22 protein-coding genes are annotated in these 22368 nt (G+C 38.5%); 17 read left to right on the forward strand and 5 right to left on the reverse strand.

The genetic code is table 11. The annotated features are described in order from the left end of the window. Nucleotides 1–420: 420 nt before the first annotated feature. A complete protein-coding gene (locus H5968_RS10815) occupies nt 421–1473 on the reverse strand; it encodes an Mrp/NBP35 family ATP-binding protein (RefSeq protein ID WP_236103992.1) in 1053 nt (350 codons plus the stop codon). Between the two features lie 214 nt (nt 1474–1687). Here H5968_RS10815 and H5968_RS10820 point away from each other — a divergent pair, with 214 nt between their 5' ends. The 7 genes from H5968_RS10820 to H5968_RS10850 all read left to right on the forward strand — a co-directional run bounded on the left by H5968_RS10820 (nt 1688) and on the right by H5968_RS10850 (nt 9008). Then, on the forward strand, nt 1688–2761 hold the full coding sequence (locus H5968_RS10820; RefSeq protein WP_187039957.1) for a sulfonate ABC transporter substrate-binding protein: 1074 nt from the start codon (nt 1688–1690) through the stop codon (nt 2759–2761). 120 nt (nt 2762–2881) lie between these two features. Continuing rightward, complete coding sequence (locus tag H5968_RS10825) at nt 2882–4597, forward strand: fumarate reductase/succinate dehydrogenase flavoprotein subunit (RefSeq protein ID WP_187039958.1); 1716 nt, start codon at nt 2882–2884, stop codon at nt 4595–4597. Nucleotides 4598–4679: 82 nt separating this feature from the next. Then, nucleotides 4680–5990, forward strand: a complete 1311-nt coding sequence (locus H5968_RS10830) for an O-acetylhomoserine aminocarboxypropyltransferase/cysteine synthase family protein (RefSeq protein WP_187039959.1) — start codon at nt 4680–4682, stop codon at nt 5988–5990. A gap of 120 nt (nt 5991–6110) precedes the next feature. Continuing rightward, on the forward strand, nt 6111–7172 hold the full coding sequence (gene metX / locus H5968_RS10835) for a homoserine O-acetyltransferase (RefSeq protein ID WP_187039960.1): 1062 nt from the start codon (nt 6111–6113) through the stop codon (nt 7170–7172). Between the two features lie 39 nt (nt 7173–7211). Continuing rightward, nucleotides 7212–7439, forward strand: coding sequence for a ferredoxin family protein (locus H5968_RS10840; protein ID WP_027401230.1), 228 nt, complete (start codon nt 7212–7214; stop codon nt 7437–7439). Between the two features lie 10 nt (nt 7440–7449). Beyond that, the gene (locus tag H5968_RS10845) at nt 7450–8424 is read left to right on the forward strand and encodes a HEAT repeat domain-containing protein (protein WP_187039961.1); all 975 of its coding nucleotides are present in this window, start codon (nt 7450–7452) and stop codon (nt 8422–8424) included. Between the two features lie 53 nt (nt 8425–8477). Then, complete coding sequence (locus H5968_RS10850) at nt 8478–9008, forward strand: dual specificity protein phosphatase family protein (protein ID WP_187039962.1); 531 nt, start codon at nt 8478–8480, stop codon at nt 9006–9008. A 46-nt stretch (nt 9009–9054) separates the two neighbouring features. Here the strand turns inward: H5968_RS10850 and H5968_RS10855 are convergent, their stop codons facing one another. Both H5968_RS10855 and H5968_RS10860 read right to left on the reverse strand, forming a co-directional pair. Further along, the gene (locus H5968_RS10855; RefSeq protein WP_187039963.1) at nt 9055–9609 is read right to left on the reverse strand and encodes a DUF2808 domain-containing protein; all 555 of its coding nucleotides are present in this window, start codon (nt 9607–9609) and stop codon (nt 9055–9057) included. 403 nt (nt 9610–10012) lie between these two features. Continuing rightward, entirely contained in the window at nt 10013–11794 is a 1782-nt protein-coding gene (locus H5968_RS10860; RefSeq protein ID WP_187039964.1) for a tetratricopeptide repeat protein, read from the reverse strand. Between the two features lie 214 nt (nt 11795–12008). On the opposite strand from H5968_RS10860, the gene H5968_RS10865 reads away from it, so the two are divergent. The 6 genes from H5968_RS10865 to H5968_RS10890 all read left to right on the forward strand — a co-directional run bounded on the left by H5968_RS10865 (nt 12009) and on the right by H5968_RS10890 (nt 16092). Continuing rightward, nucleotides 12009–12230, forward strand: coding sequence for a hypothetical protein (locus H5968_RS10865; protein WP_187039965.1), 222 nt, complete (start codon nt 12009–12011; stop codon nt 12228–12230). Further along, nucleotides 12227–12646, forward strand: a complete 420-nt coding sequence (locus tag H5968_RS10870; protein ID WP_187039966.1) for a type II toxin-antitoxin system VapC family toxin — start codon at nt 12227–12229, stop codon at nt 12644–12646. Before H5968_RS10865 ends, H5968_RS10870 begins: the two co-directional genes overlap by 4 nt. A 71-nt stretch (nt 12647–12717) precedes the next feature. Beyond that, nucleotides 12718–13572, forward strand: a complete 855-nt coding sequence (locus tag H5968_RS10875) for an ATP-binding cassette domain-containing protein (RefSeq protein ID WP_187039967.1) — start codon at nt 12718–12720, stop codon at nt 13570–13572. Beyond that, entirely contained in the window at nt 13529–14383 is an 855-nt protein-coding gene (locus tag H5968_RS10880; RefSeq protein WP_187039968.1) for an ABC transporter permease, read from the forward strand. The genes H5968_RS10875 and H5968_RS10880 overlap by 44 nt, the downstream gene beginning before the upstream one ends. Before the next feature lie 19 nt (nt 14384–14402). After that, nucleotides 14403–14861, forward strand: a complete 459-nt coding sequence (locus tag H5968_RS10885) for a MarR family winged helix-turn-helix transcriptional regulator (protein ID WP_187039969.1) — start codon at nt 14403–14405, stop codon at nt 14859–14861. Further along, a complete protein-coding gene (locus tag H5968_RS10890; protein ID WP_187039970.1) occupies nt 14827–16092 on the forward strand; it encodes an MFS transporter in 1266 nt (421 codons plus the stop codon). Before H5968_RS10885 ends, H5968_RS10890 begins: the two co-directional genes overlap by 35 nt. Before the next feature lie 678 nt (nt 16093–16770). On the opposite strand, the gene H5968_RS10895 is transcribed toward H5968_RS10890, so the two are convergent. Continuing rightward, nucleotides 16771–17370, reverse strand: coding sequence for a thioredoxin family protein (locus H5968_RS10895; RefSeq protein WP_096572456.1), 600 nt, complete (start codon nt 17368–17370; stop codon nt 16771–16773). Between the two features lie 148 nt (nt 17371–17518). Then, nucleotides 17519–17707, reverse strand: a complete 189-nt coding sequence (locus H5968_RS10900; protein ID WP_255427105.1) for a glutathione S-transferase N-terminal domain-containing protein — start codon at nt 17705–17707, stop codon at nt 17519–17521. 363 nt (nt 17708–18070) lie between these two features. On the opposite strand from H5968_RS10900, the gene H5968_RS10905 reads away from it, so the two are divergent. The 4 genes from H5968_RS10905 (at nt 18071) to H5968_RS10920 (ending at nt 22321) form a co-directional block, all read left to right on the forward strand. Then, nucleotides 18071–18424 carry a DOPA 4,5-dioxygenase family protein gene (locus H5968_RS10905; RefSeq protein WP_187039971.1) on the forward strand — a complete coding sequence of 118 codons (354 nt, stop codon included), beginning with the start codon at nt 18071–18073 and terminating at the stop codon, nt 18422–18424. Nucleotides 18425–18434: 10 nt separating this feature from the next. Further along, the gene (locus tag H5968_RS25640) at nt 18435–18791 is read left to right on the forward strand and encodes an HAD hydrolase-like protein (protein WP_255427106.1); all 357 of its coding nucleotides are present in this window, start codon (nt 18435–18437) and stop codon (nt 18789–18791) included. A gap of 301 nt (nt 18792–19092) precedes the next feature. Beyond that, nucleotides 19093–20436: an LLM class flavin-dependent oxidoreductase gene (locus H5968_RS10915; protein ID WP_187039972.1), complete on the forward strand. Its 1344-nt coding sequence runs from the start codon at nt 19093–19095 to the stop codon at nt 20434–20436. Between the two features lie 346 nt (nt 20437–20782). Then, on the forward strand, nt 20783–22321 hold the full coding sequence (locus H5968_RS10920) for an amidohydrolase family protein (RefSeq protein WP_187039973.1): 1539 nt from the start codon (nt 20783–20785) through the stop codon (nt 22319–22321). Nucleotides 22322–22368 lie beyond the last annotated feature (47 nt).

The following is a 22368-nucleotide window of genomic DNA, read 5'->3' on the forward strand; positions in this document are numbered from 1 at the left end:
ACCCCTAATTAGAGAAATATTTTTTTTACAGCAGATTGGAGATTATGAAGTACATTAGCCTATTGAACTTCAAGTTTTAAAACTATCTTCTAAAATTGACGTACCTCATTTACTCCAAAAGTGCTGTCATTATTTACTGTTAATCATCATCAGCAGGAGCATTTAGCTGTGAAGCAATTGGTTGATTATTTTGACCAATTAAAAATCTAAAAAAACGATTAAGTCGCTTCATACCACTCAAAGTAATTAAAGTCAAAAATCCTCTGCTAATGAAATAGCCGTAGCTTTACCAATTCCCGAAGATGCTCCCGTAATAATAGCCACCTTACCATCTAATTTACCTGCCATAGTAAACACCCATTGATTAATTTTAAAGTACGGTATCTTGATAAAATTACTGTAGATTTAAAATTAACGATATCACAGATCATTAGAAAAAGCAAAAAAAGTAGCTTCTAATGCCGTAGCAATGTGTATAAATATTTGACTTGTAATTGTGCTAGAGTCAGCAAGAGTAAGAGGTTGTCCAGTATCACCACCATTACAAATACGCGGATCGAGGGGAATTTTACCTAAAAGCGGTGCTTGGAGTTCATTAGACAATTTTTCACCGCCACCACTACCAAAAATCGGAGTTTCTTCGCCATTTACGCCCATAAAATAGCTCATATTTTCGATAATACCGAGAACAGGAACACCCACTTGACGAAACATATAGATACTGCGACGCACATCAGAAATCGCCACTTCTTGAGGTGTTGTTACTAATATGACTCCACAAATCGGGCTTTCTTGCACAATCGTGATTTGAGCATCACCAGTACCGGGAGGTAAATCTATTAACAAATAGTCCAATTCTCCCCATTCAACATCATGTATAAATTGAGTAATGATTTTATGTAATACTGGTCCACGCCATGCTAGAGGATGATCTGGTTCTGCCAACAATCCTACAGACATGACTTTGATACCATGAGCTTGTAACGGTAAAAATTTCTGACCATTAACAGTATCAATAACTGTAACTTCCGATTGTCCTAACCCTAACATCTGAGGAACATTAGGACCATAAACATCAGCATCTAATAACCCAACTTTTGCTCCTTTTAACCTCAAAGCTGCTGCTAAATTAACTGCGGTTGTGGATTTACCTACACCTCCTTTACCGCTAGATATGGCTAATGTCGTTTTCACTCCTGGAATTGTACAAATTTGAATATAGATTTTTTTACACCAAGATAATGATGATAATACCGCTTTAATCTCTGCTTCTAAATGCTGTTGACGAGAACCTATATACAAGCGCAAATAAATATATTGATCAACTATCCGTAGATTTCGCACCATTCCCAAACTAACGATATCGTTTTTCAGACTGGGTTCAATTACTTGTTTGAGGAGTTGGATAACTTCTTCTTGTGGGAGATGGGAAGAATCTCTTTGTAGTTCTTCTTGCAAAAGGCCATTGTTCAAATCTGATTTTTTCAACATTTTACGGTTATCTGGTATAGAAAATTACAAAACTAATAACTAGGTAACAGGATAATTACTTTTTTTAAAGAAAAGCTTGCATTTCAATTACCTTTATGTGATATATTAAAAAATACGGTAACTTGATTGGTATACTGTATTTTATCATAAATTGACCTAAAGTCTGAATAATATATTGACCTTTAGCACTAGAGTTATGTTGAGTAAATTCTCTCTATTCCGATTATTTGAAGTTGGAATCACTTTTCTTAAAAAATCTAATATTCGCAATTTTTCCTTATTGTTTGCAGTTGGACTAAGCCTAACTTTAGCTATTTCTGCTTGTTCTCCCAACGCCAGCGAAAACACGGGAACAACTCAGACACCTAATTCAAGTCCAACTTCTCAAGCAACAAATAGCAGTGTCGTAGTTCGCATTGGTTACCAAAAAGCTGCAACCGTTCTTTACGCATTAAAGGCAAAACGGGAATTAGAAGAAGCGTTAAAAGGCTCTGGTAATTCTGTGACATGGACTGAATTTCCCGCAGGTCCTCCAATGTTAGAAGCTTTAAATGCTGGTAGTATTGATTTTGGTTATACGGGAGAAGCGCCACCAATTTTTGCCCAAGCGGCAGGTACACCTTTTGTTTATGTTGCCTATGATCCTTGGACTCCCAAAGCAGAAGCGATTATTGTTCATAAGGATTCACCTATTAAAAACGTAGCTGATCTTAAAGGTAAAAAAGTTGCTTTTGTAAAAGGATCAAATACCAATTATTTAGTAATCAAAGCCCTAGAAAAAGCCGGATTAAAATACACCGACATCAAGCCAATTTTCCTGAATCCTTCTGATGGACGTGCTGCTTTTGAAGGAAAAAATGTTGATGCTTGGGCAATTTGGGATCCATTTTTAGCTGCGGCAGAAAAAGCTACTGGCACACGCACTCTCACAGATGCAACTGGACTAGCACCCAATTTAGGTTATTATTTAGCTGCTCAATCTTTTGTAGAGAAAAATCCAGAAGTGTTAAAAACTGTTTTAGATGGAGTGAATAAAGTCAGCGATTGGGCAAAAAATAATCCTACTGAAGTTGCTAAATTACTCTCACCTGTTTTGGGTATAGATGCGGCCGTTCTAGAAACAGCAGAAAAGCGGCGTGATTATGGTGTATTACCTCTGACAGAGGAAGTAATTACCAAACAGCAAGAAATTGCAGATGCTTTCTACAAAATTCAATTGATTCCTAAAGAGATCAAGGTTAAAGAAGTAGTTTGGCAAGGCAATAAATAGGTTAGTAATTGGTAATTGGTGATTGGTGATAAGAAAATTGCTAATCATCAATTATTTCTAAAAATCTTCCTTGACTTTCTCTGGGTGAGAAAAAATTTTAAATTATTGCAAGAGTTGTATATGGTAACAAACATTAATACACAGTGGCTAAAAACCGATGTTTTAGTAATTGGTGGTGGTACAGCAGGGACAATGGCAGGGATTAAAGCCAAACAGGCAAATCCTAATGCGGAGGTATTGATTTTAGAGAAAGCGAATATTCGCCGCAGTGGGGCGATCGCAATGGGTATGGATGGAGTTAATACAGCCGTCATTCCTGGCAATTCTACCCCAGAACAATACACCCGTGAAGTCACCATTGCTAACGATGGTATTCTACACCAAAAAGCCGTTTATCAAACAGGTAAATTAGGTTTTGAAACCATTCAAGAATTAGAAAGTTGGGGTGTTAAATTCCAAAAAGATCCTCAAGGAAATTACGACGTTAAACAAGTGCATCGAGTAGGAAAATATGTCTTACCCATGCCAGAAGGCAAAGATTTAAAAACCATTCTTACTCGTCAAGTTAAACGCCATAAAGTGAAAGTTACAAATCGCGTTATGGCAACTAGAATACTAGTAAAAAATAGTAGAGCGATTGGTGCAGTTGGATTTGATGTGCGTGGTGGTGATTTTGTAGTTATTCAAGCTAAAGCCGTGATACTTTGTACAGGTGCTTGTGGCAGATTAGGACTACCTGCATCTGGTTATCTTTATGGAACTTATGAAAACCCCACAAATGCCGGAGATGGTTATTCAATGGCTTATCATGCAGGAGCAGAATTAAGCAATATTGAATGTTTCCAAATCAACCCATTAATTAAAGATTATAATGGTCCAGCCTGTGCGTATGTTGCTGGTCCCTATGGAGCATATACCGCCAACGCTGAAGGAAACCGCTTCATTAATTGTGATTATTGGAGTGGGCAAATGATGCTAGAGATTTGGAAAGAATTAAACTCTGGTAAAGGACCAATTCAAATGAAAATGACTCATTTGGATGAGGATACAATTTCGGAAATTGAGTCTGTTTTATGGGCAAATGAACGACCGAGTAGAGAACGTTTTCATGAAGGTAGAGGCGAAAACTACCGGACTCATGGGGTTGAGATGAATATCTCAGAAATAGGATTATGTAGTGGACATAGTGCGTCTGGTGTGTGGGTGAATGAAAAAGCAGAAACTACAGTACCAGGATTATATGCAGCCGGAGATATGGCCAGTGTTCCTCATAATTATATGATTGGTGCATTTGTCTTTGGTCGGTTAGCAGGAGAAAATGCGATAAATTATATTCAAAATTTAGAATATTTAGAACCAGATGTTGATTTTTTAGAAGCTGAAAAAGCGAGAATTTACGCACCATTAAATCAACCTAATGCTATTCCCCATACTCAAGTTGAATATAAATTACGCCGACTGGTGAATGATTATTTACAACCACCAAAATCCGGGAATAAAATGGAAATTGGACTAAATAATTTTCTTCGCTATCATGAAGTATTAGACCAAATGGGAGCGCGTGATCCCCATGAATTGATGCGATGTATGGAAGTACATTTTATTCGTGATTGTGCAGAAATGGCAGCACGATCATCTTTATATCGTCGGGAAAGTCGTTGGGGTTTATATCATTATCGCTTGGATTTTCCAGATAAGAATAATGAAGAGTGGTTTTGTCATGTGAATTTGAAAAAAGACGAATCAGAAGAAATGATTTTGTTTAAACGTCCCGTTGAGCCTTATGTTGTAGAGGTGGATTTACAGCAAGAAGTTTATAATGTTGCAGTTAGATAACTAGATAATTAGTAAATCAAAAACTAATTAAAAACCTCCTTATTTTTTGATAGTCAGTCTACTTGAATAACTAGAACTACCTATGTCAGAAAATTATCGTTTTGAAACCCTACAAGTCCATGCTGGACAAGAACCTGCACCTGGTAATAACGCCCGCGCTGTACCAATTTATCAAACTACTTCCTACGTTTTTGATGATGCTGAACATGGAGCGCGGTTATTTGCTCTCCAGGAATTTGGCAATATTTATACTCGCATCATGAATCCGACAACGGATGTATTTGAAAAAAGGATTGCCGCATTAGAAGGTGGTGTAGCAGCTTTAGCTACTGCAAGCGGTCAAGCAGCACAATTTTTAGCAATAAGTACGATCGCTCAAGCAGGAGATAATATTGTTTCCACCAGTTTCCTCTATGGAGGAACTTATAACCAATTCAAAGTTACTCTTCCACGATTAGGGATCAATGTCAAATTTGTGGAAGGAGATGATCCAGAAAACTTCCGTCAAGCAATTGATCAAAATACCAAAGCTTTGTATGTTGAAACAATTGGTAATCCCCAATTTAACATTCCTGATTTTGCAGCTTTAGCCCACATTGCCCATGAAAATGGTATTCCTTTAATTGTAGATAATACCTTCGGTGCAGGTGGATATTTAGCACGACCAATAGAACATGGTGCTGATATTGTGGTCGAGTCTGCAACTAAATGGATTGGAGGACATGGTACATCCATTGGCGGCGTAATAGTTGATTCTGGTAAATTTGATTGGGGTAACGGCAAATTTCCCCTCTTTACCGAACCTTCCCCCGCTTATCATGGATTGAATTTTCAAGAAGTATTTGGCAAAGGTAGTCAATTTGGTAATATTGCTTTTATTATTCGCGCCAGAGTGGAAGGATTACGAGATTTAGGAGCAGCATTAAGTCCATTTAATGCTTTTCTATTACTACAAGGATTAGAAACTCTTTCCCTGCGTGTAGATCGTCATGTAAATAATGCTTTAGAATTGGCTAAATGGTTAGAACAACAAGAGCAGGTAGCATGGGTTAATTATCCAGGACTTCCCAATCATCCCTATCATGAACGAGCTAAAAAATATCTTCGACATGGTTTTGGTGGAGTTCTTAATTTTGGTATTAAAGGGGGATTAGAAGCTGGTAAAGCCTTTATTAGTAATGTTAAATTAGCCAGTCATTTAGCAAATGTTGGTGATGCGAAAACCCTTGTTATTCATCCCGCTTCTACAACCCATCAACAGCTAAGTGAGAGTGAACAAATTTCGGCTGGTGTAACACCAGATTTAGTACGGGTATCTGTGGGAATTGAACATATTGATGATATTAAGGAGGACTTTGAACAGGCATTTAAGAAGGTGACAGGTGACAGGTGACAGTAAAAGAAAGTAAGGGTACAGAGGAAAAATTGTCTATTCCCTATTCCCTATTCCCTATTCCCTATTCCCTATTCCCTATTCCCTATTCCCTATTCCCTATTCCCTATTCCCTACTATATGAAATACCTAGACTTCATTTCACCAAAAACTCAGTTTTATCAACTTTCAAAACCATTTTCATTAGAATCTGGTAAAGTATTAATTGGTGTTCAGGTTGCTTATCGTACCTGGGGAAGATTAAACGCCAACGGTGATAATGGAGTCTTAATTTGTCATGCTTTAACTGGCTCTGCTGACGCTGACGACTGGTGGAAACCTTTATTTGGTGCTGGGAAATCCTTTGATCCTGATCAGGATTTTCTTGTATGCAGCAACATTTTAGGAAGTTGTTACGGTACAAATGGAGCAACTTCTATTAACCCAAATACAGCAAGAATTTATGGTGCATCTTTTCCTAGAATTACAATTAGGGATATGGTGAATTTGCAAGCCGCACTATTAGAATATCTGGATGTTAAATTTCTGCGATTGGTAATAGGTGGTTCACTGGGTGGGATGCAAGTTTTAGAATGGGCATTATTATATCCAGAAAAGGTGAGAGCGATCGCACCAATAGCCGCACCTGGAAGACATTCAGCATGGTCTATTGGTTTAAGTGAAGCACAAAGACAGGCAATTTATACAGATCCAAATTGGCAAGGGGGAAACTATACAAGTGATGCACCTCCGAACCAAGGGTTAGCCGTAGCGCGGATGATGGCAATGATTACTTATCGTTATTGGGAGAGTTTTACAAATCGTTTTGGAAGGGAGAAGGATGAATTTAATCAATTTGCCATATCTAGTTATTTACAATATCAAGGTCAAAAACTCATAGAACGTTTTGATGCTAATACTTATATTACATTAACTCATGCAATGGATAGTCATGATGTTAGTTGGCATAGGAAAAATTATCAATCTGTTTTGCAAAGTATCAAACAACCAACTTTAGTTGTAGCGATTGATTCTGATGTTCTTTATCCCCCAGTAGAACAACAAGAATTAGTAGATTTAATTCCTAATGCTCAATTAGGATTAATCAAATCACCTCATGGACATGATGCTTTTTTAATTGATATGGAGGAATTGAATGAAATAGTAGTTTCTTTTAGGAAAGGATTAAAATTTTGTGTTTAATTTGTTTAATTTTCAATCAAATTAGGGAGTTAAAAAATTATGGCTTTAATTAATCAAAGAGTAGATGTTCCTGTAATTGTGGATGAATCTAAATGTTTAGAAAAATGTGTTGCTTGTATTGAAGTTTGTCCTTTAGATGTGTTAGCAAAAAATCCAGAGACGGGAAAAGCTTATATGAAATATGATGAATGTTGGTTCTGTTTACCCTGTGAAAAAGAATGTCCAACAAATGCGATTACAGTCCAAATTCCTTTTTTATTGCGGTAGAGGTGCAGAAATGTTTACAGATACAGATTCAGAGTTAAATCAATGGTTGGAAATGTTGCGATCGCCTGATGTGAGCGATCGCCTAGTTGCGGTAAAATCTCTACAGCATCTCGGAGAAGATGCAGCACTTGATGCTTTAATTATCGCACTGGAAGACGAAAGCACCCCAGTCCAAAAAATAGCTGTATCCGCACTTTGGGAAATTGCCAATCCTCAAGCAGTTCCAGCTTTATTAAAAACCCTCGCTTCCCCAGATGAAGAAATTCGCACCGAAGCATTATCAGCTTTAGGTGAATTAATAAATGCAGATGATTTACTGTTATTGTTAGATGCACTAAATCAAGAAAATATCAACCTGCAAATTAATATTTTAATCTTATTGCGGAAGATACATGATGTTCAATCTTTACCTGCGGTGTTATCTTTCTTTGATTCCAAATATCCAGAACTACGAGAAGCTGCTATTACAACTTTGCGCTATTTAAACCAAGTCCAAATCTGTCCACCAGCTTTATCATTAATCAATGATCCTGATGATAATGTCCGTCGTGCAACAGCATTAACTTTAGGACATTTAGCAGATCAAGAAATTGTAGATTTATTAACTAAAGCACTAATTTCTGATTTTGATTGGCAAGTACGACGCAATGCAGCTAAATCTCTAGCAATTCATGCTAATTCAGCAGCAATTCCCGCTTTAAAAATTGCGCTAAAAGATGAACATTGGCAGGTGCGAAAATTCACGCTTCAAGTATTACAAAAAACGACAGATCAAAATTTATTACCTGATTTGATTAAAGCATTAATAGACGAATATTCTGATGTGAGAAAAGAAGCAGCTATAGCACTTGGTAATTTAGAAAATGCTGATGCTTTAAATGCACTACAACAAGCACTAGATGATCCTGATCGAGATGTTTGTATTTACGCAGAAAGAGCAATTAAAACAATAATAGGGGCGAAGGATTCGGAAAATAAATTTTGACAAGAACCGATAATTAACAGACCGAATGCTTCGCCCTTACAACTTCGCTAAATATGTACAAATTTGCTCCTGCTTGGGAACAAGAAACAATAGTATTTGGTGCTTCTCAACCTGGATATACTGATAATCAGGTATATGATTGGATTGAGTTTATGAAATCACAAAATATCAAGCGAGTTTGCTGTTTACTTAGTGATAAACAACTAGCTAATTATGCTCATCTTTTAGATACATATCGGCAAGAATTTGGTAATCAACAAATTTGTTGGACACCAATTGAAGATTTTCATTTATCTGATTTACAAACACTCACACAAAAAATACTGCCTTTTTTAATCACAGCAAATCAACAAAATGAAAAAGTAGTTGTGCATTGTGCTGGTGGAATTGGCCGGACTGGACATATATTAGCGGCTTGGTTAGTGAGTGTGCGGGGATTTTCTAACAAAGATGCAATTTCTGCTGTTATAAGAACAGGGAGAAATCCTCATGAAGCTGTAATGTTAAGTGAAAATCCGTTACAAGTTGCACAAGAATTGAATTTGTTACTTAATAATTGTCGCCTAGCATTCTTAACTAATTGAATACTATTGCTGATTTTTCAGACAAATTCAGCAATTTATAAACACTTTACCATTGATAAAATAGGTGATCATCAAAACTATTATAAAATTGGAATCTAGCAGTTCCTACAACTAAATTATTTGCCTTTTCATCGGAGGAAATAACATGAACTCGAAATAGATAAATACCTTCGCTGGTGGGATTATAAAAAGGTTTTAAAACGATAATAATTGTTTGATTTGCAGAAACTGGTTTATCAAAAGTAGCAATGATAGTTTGTGGTTGAGTTGAACTTTTGGTTAGGGTAATACCTACCTTTTCTTTTTGTCCACTTGCTTCTACAAAAGCAAAACTGTTTTTCTGATCAAATTCAATATTTTCTACACCTTCTATTTGTGTTAAAACAACCTGTTGCAGTTGCCAATTAGCTAGAGATTCTGGTAATTTGATTGTAAAATAATAAGTTGCGTCCCAAGAACCTGTTTGATTATAGGTTGTTTTGGCAGTTAACAACGGTTTTGATGGTATCCCGTAGGTAGTATGTACAGATAATAAAAAGATTCCTGTACTAATAGCTAAGGTTTTACAAAGAGTTTTACCAAGAGTTTTAAAGTTGTTCATGTTTTGAGGATTTGATATTTTAAATAGGTTTTTCTATTGAATTACACCCTTTTAGTTTAGCAAGTATAAGTTACCAATAATTACACATATTAGTTAATTTTAATCGTCCTAATTCCTATCTGATTAGGTGGATTAAATGAGAGGTTATATTGCAATACTGCTAAGTTAACTAAATTAGATCAGATTCTCTCATTGTTGTTTGGGTAATTTTATTAATAAATGTTAAGTAATTTTATGTTTTTTATCTCACGCAAAGACGCAGAGACGCAAAGAAAGAGAGAAGAACAGAAGGAAATGAAAGCATCAAATTTAGATCCCTGACTTCTTTGAATGATCTTCATTATTTACAAAAAATCTAATTAAGAAGTCGGGGATATTTCGTACCTGGCTTAACTCATATTCATTATTTGTTAATTTTTCTGATTTGTTGCATAGTATCTTGATAGTCTGTTTCTTTACCTTCTTTTTTATAGATATTGGCGGCTGTTTGAAAATCTTTAATTGCACCCTGCTGATCTCCTAATTCCTTACGGACAATTCCCCGGTTGTAGTAAGCATTGGCATCGTTAGGATTAATCTTGATAGCTTGGTTGTAATCATTTATAGCACCTTGCTTATCTCCTAATTCATTACGGACAATTCCCCGGTTGTAGTAAGCATCGGCAAAGTTAGGATTAATCTTGATAGCTTGGTTGTAATCATCTATAGCACCTTGCTTATCTCCTAAATCATCACGGATAACTCCCCGGTTGTTGTAGGCATCGGCATAGTTAGGATTAATCTTGATAGCTTGGTTGAAATCATCTATAGCACCTTGCTTATCTCCTAAATCACTACGGATAACTCCCCGGTTGTTGTAGGCATTGGCATAGTTAGGATTAATCTTGATAGCTTGGTTGTAATCATCTATAGCACCTTGCTTATCTCCTAAATAATAACGGACATTTCCCCGGCCGATGTAGGCATTGGCATAGTTAGGATTAATCTTGATAGCTTGGGTGTAATCATCTATAGCACCTTGCTTATCTCCTAATTCATCACGGACATTTCCCCGGTTGTAGTAGGCATTGGCATAGTTAGGATTAAACTTGATAGCTTGGGTGTAATCATCTATAGCACCTTGCTTATCTCCTAATTCATTACGGACAATTCCCCGGCCGTAGTAAGCATTGGCATAGTTAGGATTAATCTTGATAGCTTGGGTGTAATCATCTATAGCACCTTGCTTATCTCCTAATTCATTACGGACAATTCCCCGGCCGTAGTAGGCTAGGGCATAGTTAGGATTAATCTTGATAGCTTGGTTGTAATCATCTATAGCACCTTGCTTATCTCCTAATTCATTACGGACAATTCCCCGGTTGTAGTAGGCTTGGGCATCGTTAGGATTAAACTTGATAACCTGAGTGTAATCATCAATTGCACCCTGTTTATCTCCTAAATAATAACGGGCTTTTGCTCTGTAAAAATAAGCATCTTCATTATTTGGTTTCAGTTGCAATACTTGACTATAATAACCGAAAGCACCTTGATAATCTTCTTTCTCAAGACACTCATAACCCAAGCGCATATATTCATCAACTTCAGAAGATGTCAAACTTTCTAAATAGCTGCGTAAACCCCCAGAATAAAGCAATTCATCTATTTCCACCAAGGCTTTACCAGTATTCGAGTTAATCATATTTGTTGGTAAAAATCCCGCCAAAATCAGATTGTATTCAGCCTGAGCTTCGCTAACTTCCTCTTGAATTAAAATACAAACTAGAACAGCATTTTTTTCAATTTCTTCTCGACTAATTGACCATTGAATTTTATCAAAATTGCCATTCCGGGCTTTAACCTGAATACCAATTGATGAGTCAGAAGTTAAGGTAAAATCAACTTTTCCATCACCACCAACGCGCTTTTCATAGTCAACTTCCGTGACAAAATCAGCTAAACGGGATTTAACAACTTCCTCACCCAGTTTCCCCTTCATGTTGTTGATAAAGTAATTTTTGGGGTCGGTTGGTTTATACTTTTTCACCATTTCCCAGCAAAAATCCCGTAATTGGTCTAACCTTTGACCAGAAATGACAGTTAATTCACTATGTTGGCCTTTTTCGTCACAGTGGAGTAATTTAGCAGATTTAAGTCTTTGAATAAAATCAGTCTGTTGTGCCTTGAGTGGTGTTGTCCAGTCCATATTGGTTTAAATTTACTCTAGCGATATTTTTAAATAGAATGTTAATGGGAAAATTTCAGCTTAACACCTCAAGATATCGGACAGGTAATTGCTCAAGTAGGGTAAATTTGTAAGAGCTAAAATCTATCCATAATAATAGTATAGCGATCGCTCTGCTTTAGTCTAAACTCCAGGCTGAAAGTACAATAAAATTATCCTTCATTTAAACTTCATCATGGTTATCCCAGAACTCGAACAACAACTCCTTCAGCTTTCGCATAACGATAAACTGTATATTATTCAACTCCTTGCCCAAAGCCTAACTACAAGCAATACCAACTCAGAACAACCTACTAAAATCTCAGAATTTTTCCGTCAATCCCCCCTAGCTGAACTCACTGAAGAACTCGACTTGAACCGCGATCGCAGTCTACCCCGCGATACCTTCAACCCATGACCTACCTTCTTGATACTTGTCTAATTTCTGAACTTGTTGCCAAACAACCAAATCAAAAAGTTTTAGATTGGGTAGATGCCCAAATTCCAGAAACACTTTACCTCAGTGTAATTACTATTGGCGAAATCGCTAGAGGCATCTGTAAACTTACTCCATCTAAGAGAAAAGAATCTCTCACAACTTGGCTAAATGAAACCCTACCCAATCGCTTTGAACACAGAATCTTAACTCTAGATGTCTCCACAATGGTGTTATGGGGAAATTTAATCTGTCAACTAGAACAGAATGTCCGACCTCTACCCGCTATGGATTCTTTAATTGCCGCTATCGCACTTCAACACTCTCTATCACTTGTTACTCGTAACGAAAAAGATTTTGCTGGGACTGGGGTTATCATCGTTAATCCTTGGTCTTGACTTTTAGAAAAAATATGCCACACTAATATTTAGATAAACTAAACATTTGAAAAAGGAAGTGTCTCCCCATCGTGACTAGACTAACGGGAAACATAGACTCTTCGGTAACATCTGCGCGAGTCCCACAATCAGTAATATTGCAAACCCTGGAACTGACGCGCCGCTTTGAAAAATTTACAGCCGTTGATAATTTGAATATCTCCGTTGCATCGGGAGAAGTTTTTGGTTTACTCGGTCCCAACGGTGCTGGTAAAAGTACGGTAATTAAAATGCTAACTACTTTACTGCCCCTCAATAGTGGTAAAGCATACTTAGGTGGTTATGATGTGACTCGTCAACCGGATGCAGTCAGAAGGGTGATAGGTTACGTACCCCAAGCTTTATCAGCAGATGGTAGCCTGACAGGTTATGAAAATCTTTTAATATTCGCTAAATTATACGATATACCCGCTAGAAAACGACAACAGCAGATTAAAGATGTGTTGGAATTTATGGGTTTAGAGGATGCAGCACATCGCTTAGTCAGAAATTACTCTGGGGGAATGATTCGTAAGTTAGAAATTGCCCAGGCTATTTTACATCAACCGCAGATTTTATTTCTCGATGAGCCGACAGTGGGATTAGATCCCGTAGCGCGATCGCAAGTTTGGCAGCTAATGGAACAACTGCGTATAGAATTTGGCACAACCATCTTTTTAACTACCCACTTTTTAGAAGAAGCAGATACTCTGTGTCACCGAGTAGTAATCATGAATCAAGGTAAAGAAATTATCACTGGTTCACCCACAGAGTTAAAAGCAGCCATCGGCAAACCAGATGCAACCTTAGATGATGTCTTCATCCACTACGCAGGTAATCAATTAATATCAGGAGTGAGCTACAGTGAAACTGCAAGAACCAGACGTACCTCTCAACAATTGGGTTGAAACCAGATATAATCGCCCAAAAGGAATTTTTTCTGCCATCAAAGAATTATTTACCAAAACCCTGGTAGTTAGTGAGTTAGAGGTAAGAAAACTGCGTCATGATCCCAGTGATTTAGTAATCAGGGCTGTACAACCAGCTTTATGGCTGATCATTTTTGGGCAAGTCTTTACTCGCACTCGTGCTATACCCACAGGTGATATACCTTACCTAGATTTTATGACTCCGGGTATTTTGGCTCAAAGTGCGCTGTTTGTCGCTATTTTTACTGGGGGAATGACATTAATTTGGGAACGGGATTTAGGAGTTGTGCATAAATTTCTGGCTGCACCCATACCCCGCGCTGCCATTGTTTTGGGTAAAGGAATTGGTTCTGGTGTACGTTGCTTTTCCCAGGTGGTATTTATTTACCTGTTGGCTTTTTTGTTAGGTGTAAACCTAAATCACCATCCTTTGGCTTTCTTGCAGGTAGTTTTGATTGTGTTTTTGGGTGCTGGTTGTTTTTGCACTTTTTCATTAATCATTGGCTGTTTAGTGAAATCACGGGAGAGGTTTACGGGAATTGGGCAATTAATCACCATGCCGTTATTTTTTGCCAGCAATGCGATCTATCCTATTTCATTGATGCCAAGTTGGTTAAAGGTCATTTCTCACATTAATCCTTTGACGTATGAAGTGGATGCTCTGCGGGGTGCGATGCTGGCCAATGGCTCAAGTATTTATGGGTTCGGGTTAGATTGTACAATTCTCTTGCTAACATTAATAGGTTTAACCTACATCTGTGGACGACTTTATCCACGGGTGGCGATGTAATCTGGAGAAAAACGGTCTTATGAGTTTGGATAAACCCTCTAAAGAATGTGCCGCTAGGGTGATGGAAACTGTTCCCTTATTGATGCGGTTTATCCGAGCCGAAATGCGATCGCACAGTGCAGACTCTTTATCTATACCACAGTTGCGATCGCTCGCTTTTCTCAATCGCAATCCTGGAGCTTCTTTATCGGAGGTAGCAGATCACTTAGGTGTCACTTGCGCTACAGCATCAACAACTATAGAAAAATTAGTTCAACGAAATCTGGTGCAACGTACAGATAACCCTCAAGAACGACGACGAGTAGTCCTGAATTTGACGAGAGAGGGAAAATTGCTTTTAGAACAATCTCAGGAAAAAACTCGTGGGGAAATTGCGGAAATTCTGGAGACTTTAACACCAGAGCAAGTATCAAAAATTGAACAAGGGTTAAGTCTACTAAAAAATGTCTTCGAGCAAACAGAAACAAATCCCCCTTAATACCAAGGCTGGACATGATCCTTTTGCAGCCATGAGATTTCGAGATTATCGGTTATTTACTATTGGGCGTGTTCTCTTGTTTACAGGGGGACAAATGCAGACTGTCGCCATTGGTTGGGAACTTTATGAACGGACAAATTCCCCGATGGCCTTAGGTGGGGTAGGACTGGCACAGGTTCTACCGATGATTTTACTGACATTCATAGCAGGTCATGTGGCAGATAAGTATAACCGCCAGCGTACTACCTTACTGGCAATTTTCATGCTGGCACTTTGTTCACTGGGTTTAGGAGTTATTTCTTACAGCAAAGGGGCAATTTTCCTAGTTTATGCCTGTTTAGCGTTTATGGGTGTAGCGAGGGCATTTTTGAAGCCTGCCAGTGATGCGCTGATGTGGCAGTTGATACCGACTCATGTGTTTGCGAATGCAGCAACTTGGGTAAGTAGTAGTTTTCAGTTAGCGTCAGTGATTGGACCTGCTTTGGGAGGATTTGCGATCGCTCTTTTCAAGAGTGCTACCCCAGTTTATATAGTAGCGGCGATCGCCTGTCTATTATGTTTCGCCTCTGTTGCAGCTATTAAACCTCAAAAAACCGACTTTGCCAAAGAACCAATATCTATAAAATCTTTAGCTGCGGGCGCGGAGTTTGTTTGGAATAATCAAATTATCCTGGCTGCTATTACCTTAGATTTATTTGCAGTTTTATTAGGTGGTGCAGTGGCATTATTACCCGTCTATGCCAAAGATATTTTACAAGTTGGTCCAGTGGAATTAGGCTATTTACAAGCTGCCCCATCCATAGGTGCATTGATCATGGCCGCATTGTTGGTATATTTGCCACCTATCCGCAAAGCCGGACCTGCGTTACTGTGGTCAGTTGCCGGGTTTGGGGTGGTAACAATTATCTTTGGGTTGTCTCGTTGGGTGTGGTTGTCGTTGTTGATGTTGGCATTAAGTGGGGCGTTAGATAGTATTAGTGTGGTAATTCGTCATACTTTGGTGCAAATTAAAACCCCTGATCATTTACGGGGAAGAGTTGCGGCTATCAATAGTGTATTTATTAGTGCGTCTAATGAGTTGGGCGGTTTTGAATCTGGCGCGGTTGCTGCTTTATTTGGACCTGTTTTCTCTGTGGTTAGTGGGGGAATAGGTACGATTTTGGTGGTGGTTGTGACGGCGATGATTTGGCCGGAGATTAGGAAGTTGGGCGCGTTGCATGAGGATTTATAGTCAGAATCAGGATTTATAGGATTTACAGGATTTGATTATCTTAGGACTTGTGGACAAGTCACGAAATAATGAACCACGAAGATACGAAGGACACGAAGTTAAGAGGGTTTTAAAGAGATTTTGGGTAAGTCCTGTAGCTGTATTTTTTTCATCCTGTTAATCCTTTAATCCTGGGTATCCTGATATGGCTTGCGCCACGCTACGCTATCAGACATTTTCATCTATCTAGGGGTTGCTGAGAAAGTCTTTCCGTGAGGGCATAGGAGTCAGGAGTCAGGAGGAGATTGGAAAATTTCTTTGCCATCTCTTGAAATCCCAAAAAATGCACACTTTTTCCGGTATACCCTTCAAAACCCTTGCACTAATTTCTGTGTTTATCAGCCTCTAACCTTTGATATATCAAGGTTTTAGGTTTATTCAGCAAACCCTATCTAATTTTCCAACCAGTTCTCCAATTGTAAGTTAGGAATATTACAGCAGTTTTCATGTCTTTAGACCACAGTAAGGGCGAAGCATTCGGATAATAGTCTTAGGTAAAAACCGATAATTAATTATCCGAATGCTTCGCCCCTACTAAATTTTAAAAAAAGCAAATTATATTTAAGAAAAGGCAAGAGATGATCCTCTCCTGCCTTCGGCATATTCTTGCTGTATCAAATGCCACTTATTATTGATTGATTACCCAACCGCTACAGGAACTTTATAATAAACCGGCTCATTCCCTGCTTTCCATTTAATATTACAACCAATACTCGGCTTTTGTTCCCAAATAATTTCCTGATCAGCTAAAACATAATTAATTGCTTTCCGTAAATCTTGTCCAGTTACAGGTAAACCATTTTTCGGACGACTATCATCTAATTGTCCCCGATAAGCCAGCTTTCTATTAGCATTAAATACAAAAAAGTCTGGAGTACAAGCTGCAAAAAAATCTTTAGCTGCTTTTTGACTTTCATCATAAAGCAAAGGATAGGATAAATCTATTTCTTGGGCAAAATCTTTAAGTAATTCTGGTGCATCATCAGGATGAGTGTTAATATCATTAGAACTAATGGCGACAATACCCACATTTTTATTTTTGTAATCTTGTCCTAACTTTGCTAGTTCAAATTTGATATGTTGCACAAAAGGACAATGACGACTAACAAAGATAACTACCAATACTTTCTTATCAGCAAAATTCGCCAATGAAATCGTTTTACCTGTTACTATATCTGGGAGATTAAATTTAGGTGCTAAAGTTCCCAAAGGTAACATTGTTGAAGGTGTTAAAGGCATAAAATCCAATTCCTTTAATTTTCCAATTACAATTATTTAATGCTTTTAAACCTAAAACCTCTCTCCAAACCTCTCTCCTTGTAAGAGAGAGGCTTTGATTTCCCCCCTTCCCTAAAAGGGAAGGGGGTTAGGGGGTTAGGTTAAGCTGCTACAAGATTGGGAATATATGCGGAAGAATCTCCTTTAATGGCTTGACTGAAACTTTTGTAAAACCTTCTGGTTTATTCTGTAAATCAATTTCAATCAAATCAAAATCAATCCCCTTTTCTTGAAGTACCAAGCGGGTACGGTGAGCATAAGGACAAACAACCGCACTATAAATTTTAATGTCAGCCATGTTTAAATTCCTTAGTAAATTAGGATTTGTGTTTGGGAAATTTGTTGACATGAAAAACCCAAATCTTAAATAGTCAGTAGTTACTTGCAATACCGAAACTGACGCAGACATAACTATCGCCAGTTATCTGTGCATCACCCTTGAGGGGGTTGAATAATTTATTGATGACTTGAGAGAAATCAGAAACTACAAATTGTTGACCGATTTATCGGGGATTGTGTTAGTAGTATTGCATGACTAAAAAGAAATTTCAAGTGGTTTTACAAAAAATCTGTGTTTGACTAAATTTATGGCTTACGAATGATTAGTATATCTAAATAATGGTTAAGTTATACTTGAGAGCAAGAGGTGAAATCAAGAACAATGAATACAAATACTGAGATTACTGGGTTTCATGCACATATTTATTTTGATACCGTCAGTCGTGAAGCGGCTGCTCGTGTCAGAGAAGGTTTAGGTGCTAAATTTGATGTAAGATTAGGGCGTTGGCATGAACAACCTATAGGACCACACCCGAAATCAATGTATCAAGTGGCTTTTTTACCACATCAGTTTGGTGAAGTTGTGACTTGGTTAATGCTTAACCGTGAAGATTTGGATGTTTTAGTTCACCCAGAAACGGGAGATGATGTCAAAGATCATACCGATAATGCTCTGTGGTTGGGAGAAAAACTACAGTTAAATATTGAGTTTCTGCAAAGGTTGAAAAATATTTAAACTTACCAAAATGCTTTGTCGCACAGTCATTTTTGACCTAGATGAAACCCTAACTGATCCTAAATCGGGGATTACTCGCTGTATTCAGTATGCTTTATCGGAACTTGGTTATCAACCACCAGATGCTAATGAATTACTTTGGTGTATTGGACAACCTCTAAAAAGCATCGTAAGTTGGGAAAATTATTTTCATTTATTTACTACCTGTACTCTGGAGTTTTTATACCTATATTTTAAGCTACTTTTATTTTACCCAGTAGTTAATACGAGTATAATTGTACTATATATTTTTCAAATTGAGCGATCTGCTTGCAGCAGCGCTTCGCTATCGCCCACTCTGCACACTCTAGAACCGTCAAATATTTAGAATCTCTAAGAATTAGCCGCTAATAAATTTAGTTCACCATATTTTTTATAAAAAGGTACTTGCTTTTTCATGAGAGTTATGAGATTCTACTATTAATCTACGATAAATCAGTCGAGATACAGTAGTTTTATCAACAACCTAACGCTAATGCCTATAACTATAGCTAAGGAGTTGAAAAAGCTTTCCCAACAAATAAATATCAAATATGCGGCAGTCACATTGACATATCTGACAACTGCTATCCCAGAAAATTTTTATCATCCTATATTCATTGAGTAAACAATATTACTTGGAGTCTGATATGGGTAAACAACAAAAACAACTAAGACTAGGTGCATTTTTACCCGGAGCAGGTCAGCACGTAGCAGCTTGGCGACATCCTCAAGCACGGAGTAATGGCGCTCTCAACTTTGAGCATTATAAACAGATAGCCCAGACAGCCGAGCGCGGTAAATTCGACGCATTTTTTCTAGCTGATGGTTTAGCCTTACAACATCGTCCCGGTGCAGAAGGCCGGACAGCCTTTGGTGGAGACTTTGAACCTGTAACCCTATTTTCAGCCTTGTCTGCGGTGACAGAAAAGATTGGTTTTATCGCTACAGCCTCTACCACCTATGAAGATCCCTATATTCTCGCACGCAAATTTGCTTCCTTAGATCATATCTCCGGGGGGAGAGCCGGCTGGAATGTAGTGACAACAGGAAGTAGTGAAGCTGCTGGGAATTTCGGTTTAGAAGCCCATCCTATTCACGCAGAACGCTACATCCGCGCCCACGAATTTATTGATGTGGTTAAAGGTCTTTGGGATAGCTGGGAAGACGACGCTTTTGTTCGTGATAAAGAAACAGCTTTTTACTACGACCCCAATAAAATACATCCACTGAACCATAAAGGCAGATTTTTTTCCGTGCGCGGACCATTAAACATTGCCCGTCCGCCCCAAGGTCATCCTGTAATTGTGCAAGCCGGTTCTTCTGAAGATGGTAAAGAATTAGCTGGTAAAACCGCCGAAGTTATATTTACTGCTCAACAAACCTTAGAAGATGCTCAAGCCTTCTACGCAGATGTTAAAGGTAGATTAGCAAAATATGGACGTACTCCGGATCAACTCAAAGTTATGCCTGGTGTTTTTCCAGTGGTGGGACTAACAGAAGCAGACGCACAAGCCAAATATCAAGAACTGCAAGATTTAATTCATCCCCAGGTTGGTTTGGCTTTATTACAAGGACTGATAGGGACGGATCTTTCCGCTTATCCTCTGGATGAACCACTGCCAGATTTACCAGAAACCAATGATAACAAAAGCCGCCAAGCATTATTAATTGATATTGCTCGTAGACACAATTTTACCATTCGGGAACTGTATCAATGGATTGCAGGAGCGCGTGGTCATTGGACAATTATCGGTACACCAGTACAAATTGCAGATCAACTAGAAAGCTGGTTTCTCAATGACGCTGCTGATGGCTTTAATATTATGCCTCCTTATCTTCCTGGTGGATTAGATGATTTTGTTGATTTAGTAATTCCTGAATTACAACGCCGGGGCTTATTCCGCACTGAGTATGAAGGTACAACTCTGCGGGAAAATCTGGGTTTATCTCGTCCTGTTAATCAATTTCAAAAGGTATTAGCAGCAGTTTAAATAATTGGGTTTCGCGCAAAGACGCAAAGGAGCAAAGGCGCAAAGTTTTAGATTTTAAATCCAAGGTTGAGCGAATTTGCAATTACACCAAACTAAAGAAAATTTATTGTTCCCTTAGATCCCGTCAGCACAGACGTTAAAAGCCTACCGAAGTCCATGCAACTATCGGAAAGTTAGGCTTGTCCAAAAGACAAGAATGTTCAATCTCACGTATTAAACCCAAGTCAAAATCAACAGCATGATCTCCCACAGATCCCCGATTTTTTGAAAATTCATAACTTTTAAATTCTGCAATTGTTTGAGAAGTCAGGGATCTAAGTTGTCTTGTAACTTTTCTAAGGAAAATATGACTAAATATAGCAAATTGAAAAGCTCTCCCTCCGCCGCAGTTAGAGCCAATCTGGATTATCCTGTCATTGATACTGATGTTCACACTAATGATTTTACTCCTGCCCTTGAGGATTATATTGCTCACTACGGCGGTGTGAAGCTGGTAGATGAATTACGCAAGGCTGAATCTTCTCGTCTTAATCCTAAGAGTGAAGGTAAAGACTGGTATCAACAAACTCCAGAAGAACGTCAATATAACCGCACATTAAGATCGCCTTGGTGGGCTAGAGTTACTCGTAATACTTTAGATTTGGCTACCTACACTCTCCCTGCATTACTCTATGAACGTCAAGCGGAGCAAGGCTCAGACTATTCGGTGTTATTTCCCAATAATGCCTTAGCTGCGGCTGGTGCAAGTAAGGAGAATCGGCAATTATTGCAACGGGCAATTAATCACTATCATGCTGATATTTACCGCAAATATAGCGATCGCCTAACAGTAGTAGCTGGTATCCCCATGACTACCCCCCAAGAAGCGATTGAAGAGTTGGAGTTTGCTGTAAAAACACTGGGGCTGAAAGTGGCAAATATCCCTGGTGGTGTGAGACGGCCAATTAAGGCGATCGCAGATAAATACCCAGCCGATCAATTCCCAGAAATTGGCAAATATGCCTCTTACATTGACTTTTTCGGGCTAGATAGCGAATATGACTATGATCCCTTCTGGGCTAAAGCCGTTGAATTAGGTGTACCTCTCACCACCCATTACGGTAGTCAAGGATGGACTGGACGCTCCTCCATTAGTAACTACATGAACAACCACATCGGTCACTTTGCTGATGGTTCACAAGCATTTGCCAAAGCATTGTTCTTTGGTGGTGTAACTAGACGCTTCCCCCAATTGCGTATCGGTATGTTGGAAGGTGGGGCAGATTGGGGCGCTCACGTCTACATTCATTTAGTAGACCGTTTCTCCAAGCGCAATTTAGAAGGACTGCAAAACTATAACCCAGATTTAGCTAATCCTGATGAGTTGTTTGAGTTGTTTGCACAGTATGGTGGAGAAATTACTCAAGGACATTCCCTCAGCAAAGAGGAATTGACTAAAAGTGTACTAGGAGCTTCCTTCAACCGTCACAGTCGTTCACCAGTGGGTAGCGAATTGGAAGATTTTGGTGCAGCAGGGATTCAATCAATTGAAGATATACGCGATCGCTGGGTGAATAGTTTCTTCTTTGGTTCTGAATCTGATGATCGTACTATTGCTGCGGCATTCAACGATAAAGCCAACCCCTTGGGAGTCAAAATTAACGCTATTTACTCCTCTGATGTTGGTCACTGGGATGTACCGGATCTCACTGCACCTTTAGCTGAAAGCTGGGATTTGGTCAGAGAAGGCGTAATTTCTGAAGCTGACTTCAAAGCTTATGTATTTGGCAATCCCTATAAATTCTACACCCAAGCCAACCCTGATTTCTTCAAAGGTACAGCCGTAGAATCTAAACTACCTAAGACCGAATCTCAAGTAGAGAACAAAACCTTGGTGGGTGTGTAAATGACCTGGTGAGGTTGCGCCAAAAAAAAAGAGTATCCAATCTTCTG

The organism is Sphaerospermopsis sp. LEGE 00249 (assembly GCF_014299995.1).
Lineage (GTDB): Bacteria > Cyanobacteriota > Cyanobacteriia > Cyanobacteriales > Nostocaceae > Sphaerospermopsis > Sphaerospermopsis kisseleviana.